This window comes from Sphaerotilus sp. (assembly GCF_041083715.1).
Classification (GTDB): Bacteria; Pseudomonadota; Gammaproteobacteria; order Burkholderiales; family Burkholderiaceae_C; genus Sphaerotilus.
In genome coordinates this window covers 1-5162 of record NZ_JBFPGY010000376.1, presented here as the reverse complement: position 1 = coordinate 5162, position 5162 = coordinate 1, and the positions used below count along the sequence as shown (strand labels likewise).

The window sequence follows — 5162 nt, the reverse complement described above, 5'->3', positions numbered from 1 at the left end:
AGCAGGGTGTGGGCGACCACCATGCCCAGCGCAGCCAGGGCCATCCAGCGCAGGCGGTTGCCGGCGTGGCGGCGGCGGCGCAGCGTGTACAGCGCCAGCGCGCCGAGCACCGTCGCGGCGCTGGCCGTCCAGCCGTAGTGGCTCACCACGCCGAGCGCCTGCACCGCACCGCTGGCACCAAGCACCATCCCGATGCCCAGCAGGCCGGACTCCAGTCCGTACAGCGGTAGACAGGCAGCGAAGCCGGGCTGTCGCACGACCCGCCACGGCGCATCCCAGTGGATCGGCGGTGTGTCCGGCAATTGCCGCGGCACCCAGACGGCGGCCACCAGCGCAAGCGCCGCGTAGCTGCGGTAGACCGCCTCGGGTCGCTCGCCCATCAGCGACAGGAAGAGCGTGACCAGCAGGGTGGCGGACAGGCCCGCGAACACGGTCCAGACGGTGGTGTGGGCGGCGTAGCGGTCACGGTCGGCGTCCGACAGCAGGCTGAGTTCCAGCCAGTGCCGTGCGCCCCAGGTCAGGCCCATGAACATCCCGACCGCCAACGCCAGCAGCGGCACATGCCCCGCGACCGGCAGCAGCAGCGCCGGACAGAGGAAGCCGGCGCGAATCAGATGCGCCGGCCGCAGCGACAACCGACGGCCAAGCGCGAACGGCAGCACGATGCACCCCATGGCCACCGTCAGCATCATGGCGGTGTAGACCACCGATGCGGTCCATCCGCTGTGCGCGAACACCAGCACGGCAGCGAAGCCGATCAGCGTCGAGAAGGCGCCCTGACAGGCCAGGAAGGGAAGGAGACGGCGTTCCAGCGGGGTGGGCATGCGCGGATGCTGCGGGGCCGGTATGGCCTGCCCGGAGAGACTCGAACTCCCGACCCCCGGCTTAGAAGGCCGGTGCTCTATCCAGTTGAGCTACGGGCAGTGTGCCGATGGAAGACCTGAAATCTTGGTCGGGGCGAAAGGATTCGAACCTTCGACCCTCTGGTCCCAAACCAGATGCGCTACCAGGCTGCGCTACGCCCCGACAAGAGCCTTAGATCATAGCTGACTTTTCAGCTGGATTTCAGATAGTTGCACGCAATTCGTTTCGGCGCGGCAGATCGGGACCACGCCGGGTGCAGGTGATGGCTGCGGCGTTGGCCGCGAAATCGGCCACCCGGCGGACTTCGTCGAGCGAGATGCCAGCCAGACCTTGCGGACTGAGGCGACCAAGCTCCGCCAGCGCCACCAGCGTGGCCGCCTGGAAGGTGTCGCCTGCACCGACGGTATCCTGCACCTGCACCTGGGGCGCCAGCACCTCGCATTGCCCTTCGCGGGTCCATGCCAGCGCGCCCTTGCCGCCGCGCGTCATCATCACCAGCGACACGCCGGCAGCCAGCCAGCGTGCAGCCAGATCGGCCGGATCCAGCGCCGGGTAGAGCCGCTCGAAGTCCTCGTCGCTGAGCTTGAGAAGGTGTGCGCGCGAAGACATCCATTCGATGTTGTCGCGCCAGGCGTCCAGCGAAGGCTCGACATTCAAGCGCACGTTCGGGTCGTAGGAGATGACGGTAGCGGCATGGCGCTGCTCGACCAGCACGCGGATGGTGGACGCAATCGGCTCGACCACGCAGCCGAACGAGCCGAAATGGATGGCCACCACCTCGGCCGGCAGGCGTGCAAGGTGCTCGGGCAGCAACTGGCGGTCCGAGCCACCTGTGCCATAGAAGCGGTAGCTGGGCACGCCATTGGCGTCGACACCGACCAGACTCAGCGTCGTCGGTGCGTCGTTCAGAACCACGGCCTCGGTCGAGATGCCCTCGTCGACCACGCTCTTCAGGATGCGCTCGCCCAGGAAGTCGCGCGAGATCGCGCCCAGAAAGACTGCAGGCTGGCCCATGCGTTGCACACCGGCGGCCACATTCAGCGGTGAGCCACCCACCACGGCGTCCAAGTGCAGCCCGGTGGAAGTGGGTCCGTCCTGGAACACATCCAGCAATGACTCACCACAGATGACGATGGGCAGGTTCGCAGGCGCAGCACTCATGGTTTACTCGGTCAACAGGTTCGGGGTCGCGATCGTCTCACTCCTCGGGAGCGATGACACTAGGGAAATCACTAAATCAAGCTAGTTGATTTAATTAGTCGAGCCGCTACCATTCATTCCGCAGGTTCACCAGACAGCGGACCTCACCTCACCACCTGGCTCGTTCCACGGGCCGCCTTCATCTTCCGGAGACAAAACATGTCGCGTCTTTCCACCCTGGGCTTCGCCGCCGCTCTCGCCTGCTTCGCCACCTCGACGATGGCTGCGCAGCCCGTCATCGGCCTGATCACCAAGACCGAAACCAACCCGTTCTTCGTCAAGATGAAGGAAGGCGCCGAAGCCGAAGCCAAGAAGCTGGGCGCCAAGCTGCTGTCCGCCGCCGGCAAGCAGGACGGCGACACCGCCGGCCAGATCACCGCGATGGAAAACATGGTCGCCGCCGGCGCCAAGACCATCCTGATCACCTCATCGGGTGACGCGATCGTCCCGACCATCAAGAAGATCAAGGCCCAGGGCGTGCAAGTCATCGCCCTCGACAGCCCGGTGCCGGAAGCGGACGCCCTGTTCGCCACCAACAACTACAAGGCCGGCGAGCTGATCGGCGCCTACGCCAAGGCCCAGCTGGGCGGCAAGAAGCCCGTCATCGCCACGATGGACCTGTTCCCCGGCCACCCGGTGGGTGCGCAGCGCCACAACGGCTTCCTGGCCGGCTACGGCCTGAAGACCCTGCCCGCCGAGAGCAACGAGCTGGCCCAGCCGGCTGAAGTGGTCTGCATGGCCGACAGCTTCGGCGACGCCGCCAAGGGCCAGACCGGCATGGAAAACTGCCTGCAGAAGAACGCCGACATCAACGTGGTGTACGCCATCAACGAACCCGCTGCCGCCGGTGCCTACAAGGCGCTGAAGGCCGCTGGCAAGGAAAAGGACGTCGTCATCCTGGGTGTGGACGGCATGTGCTCCAACGGCGTGGGCAACGTCGAGAAGGGCGTGATCGCCGCCACCTCGATGCAGTACCCGCTGAAGATGGCCGCGATGGGCGTGGCCGCTGGCGTCAAGTACGCCAAGGACGGCAAGCGTCAGGCCGGCTACACCGACACCGGTGTGGACCTGGTGGCGGCCAAGGCGGTTGCTGGCGTCAAGAGCATCGACACCAAGAAGGCCCGTGGTCAGTGCTGGGGTGACTGATCTGGCGTGAGTCCAGATCCGTCAGGATCTCTCCGGATCTCTGATCGCACAGGGGCGGTCACACGATCGCCCCTGATCCGAAAGCCCCGTGAGCACGGGGCTTTCCTTTCTCGTCGTGCATGACACCGGCCTGTCCGATCGCTCGATGCACGCCACCAGCGAGCCACACCCATGAATTCGCTCAAAGCCAAGCTACCCCCGATCGGGACACTGGGCCCAGCCATTGCGCTGATCCTGGCCTGCGCCTTCTTTTCGTTCCAGCATGAACGTTTTCTCACGCTGCAGAATTTCTCGTTGATCCTGCAGCAGGTCATGGTGGTGGGCACGATCGCCATCGGCCAGACCCTGATCATCCTCACCGCCGGCATCGACCTGTCCTGCGGCATGGTCATGGCGCTGGGCTCGATCGTGATGACCAAGGTCGCCGCCGACTACGGCCTGAATGCGCCGCTGGCCATCCTGTGCGGCGTCGCGGTGACGACCCTGTTCGGCCTGGTCAACGGCCTGCTGGTCACCCGCATCAAGCTGCCGCCCTTCATCGTCACGCTGGGCACCCTGAACATCGCCTTCGCGGTCACACAGCTCTATTCGCACGCGCAGACCATCACCCAGATCCCCGACGGCATGAACCTGCTGGGCGACACCTTCGGCCTGGGCGGCGCCCGCGTCGCCTACGGGACCGTCCTGATGCTCGCGCTGTACATCGGCACCTGGCTCTGGCTGCGCGAGACCGCACCGGGCCGCCACGTCTACGCCGTCGGCAACAACCCCGAAGCCACCCGCCTGACCGGCATCCCGACCGACCGCGTGCTGCTGACCGTCTACGCGCTGGCCGGCACGTTCTACGGCATCGCCTCGATGCTGGCCGTGGCACGGACCGGTGCAGGTGACCCGAATGCCGGCCAGACCGAGAACCTCGATGCCATCACGGCCGTGGTGCTCGGTGGCACCAGCCTGTTCGGCGGCCGCGGCATCCTGCTCGGCACGCTGGTGGGCGCGATGATCGTCGGCGTGTTCCGCAACGGTCTGACGCTGATGGGTGTGTCGTCGGTCTACCAGATCCTGGTGACCGGCATCCTGGTGATCCTGGCCGTGGCCACGGATCAGATGTCTCGCAAGGGGGGCCGCTGAGATGAGCGCACAACCGCAAATCGTGATGAAGGCCACCGGCCTGGTGAAACGCTATGGCCAGGTGACTGCGCTCGACGGCGCCGACTTCGAGCTGCGTGCCGGCGAGATCCTCGCCGTCATCGGCGACAACGGCGCGGGCAAGTCCTCGCTGATCAAGTGCCTGTCGGGCGCGACCATTCCCGACGAAGGCTCGATCGAACTGGACGGCAAGCCGATCCATTTCAAGAGCCCGATCGACGCCCGCCGCGTCGGCATCGAGACGGTCTACCAGGACCTCGCCGTGGCCCCGGCCATGACGATCGCCGAGAACCTCTTCCTCGGTCGTGAGCTGCGCCGCCCCGGCTTTGCCGGCAGCGTGCTGCGCATGATCGACAAGAAGAAGATGCTCGAACAGAGCATCGCCCGGATGAACGACCTGAAGGTCGGCATCCGCTCGATGACGCAGGCGGTGGAGACGCTGTCGGGTGGTCAGCGCCAGTGCGTGGCCGTGGCGCGTGCGGCGGCGTTCGCCGAGCATGTGGTGATCCTGGACGAGCCGACCGCCGCACTGGGTGTCAAGGAAGGCAACATGGTGCTGGAGCTGATCCGCCGGGTGCGCGACAAGGGCCTGCCGGTGATCCTGATCAGCCACAACATGCCACACGTCTTCGAGATCGCCGACCGCATCCACGTCGCCCGGCTGGGCAAGCGGGCTGCGGTGCTGAACCCGAAGAAGATCAGCATGAGCGACACCGTGGCGGTGATGACGGGCGCCATGTCGGCCGACCAGATCCCCAAGGATGCGCTCGCCTGAGACGCCTCTGCACTCACGCACGCACACC

General features: G+C 66.1%; 5 protein-coding genes and 2 tRNA genes. 3 read left to right on the top strand and 4 right to left on the bottom strand.

The annotated features are described in order from the left end of the window. From AB3X43_RS17715 to AB3X43_RS17700, 4 genes are all read right to left on the bottom strand, one after another. The coding region (locus AB3X43_RS17715; RefSeq protein WP_369431189.1) for a hypothetical protein at positions 1-824 on the bottom strand (824 nt) is incomplete at its 3' end. A 23-nt stretch (positions 825-847) separates the two neighbouring features. Further along, positions 848-924: transfer RNA gene (locus AB3X43_RS17710), tRNA-Arg, on the bottom strand. A gap of 25 nt (positions 925-949) precedes the next feature. Then, positions 950-1026 (bottom strand) — tRNA-Pro (locus AB3X43_RS17705). Positions 1027-1065: 39 nt separating this feature from the next. Then, on the bottom strand, positions 1066-2025 hold the full coding sequence (locus tag AB3X43_RS17700; protein WP_369431188.1) for a carbohydrate kinase family protein: 960 nt from the start codon (positions 2023-2025) through the stop codon (positions 1066-1068). A gap of 198 nt (positions 2026-2223) precedes the next feature. Here AB3X43_RS17700 and AB3X43_RS17695 point away from each other — a divergent pair, with 198 nt between their 5' ends. The 3 genes from AB3X43_RS17695 (at position 2224) to AB3X43_RS17685 (ending at position 5134) form a co-directional block, all read left to right on the top strand. Further along, a complete protein-coding gene (locus AB3X43_RS17695) occupies positions 2224-3210 on the top strand; it encodes a substrate-binding domain-containing protein (protein ID WP_369431187.1) in 987 nt (328 codons plus the stop codon). 171 nt (positions 3211-3381) lie between these two features. Continuing rightward, positions 3382-4341 carry an ABC transporter permease gene (locus AB3X43_RS17690; RefSeq protein ID WP_369431186.1) on the top strand — a complete coding sequence of 320 codons (960 nt, stop codon included), beginning with the start codon at positions 3382-3384 and terminating at the stop codon, positions 4339-4341. 1 nt (position 4342) lies between these two features. Further along, positions 4343-5134 (top strand): ATP-binding cassette domain-containing protein, encoded by a 792-nt coding sequence (locus AB3X43_RS17685; protein ID WP_369431185.1) that lies wholly within the window; start codon positions 4343-4345, stop codon positions 5132-5134. Positions 5135-5162: the final 28 nt, after the last annotated feature.

Excerpts from the sequence above, each read along its gene's own strand:
- AB3X43_RS17700 (WP_369431188.1), bottom strand. The coding sequence starts at position 2,025 with ATGAGTGCTGCGCCTGCGAACCTGCCCATCGTCATCTGTGGTGAGTCA.
- AB3X43_RS17695 (WP_369431187.1), top strand. The coding sequence starts at position 2,224 with ATGTCGCGTCTTTCCACCCTGGGCTTCGCCGCCGCTCTCGCCTGCTTC.
- AB3X43_RS17690 (WP_369431186.1), top strand. The coding sequence starts at position 3,382 with ATGAATTCGCTCAAAGCCAAGCTACCCCCGATCGGGACACTGGGCCCA.
- AB3X43_RS17685 (WP_369431185.1), top strand. The coding sequence starts at position 4,343 with ATGAGCGCACAACCGCAAATCGTGATGAAGGCCACCGGCCTGGTGAAA.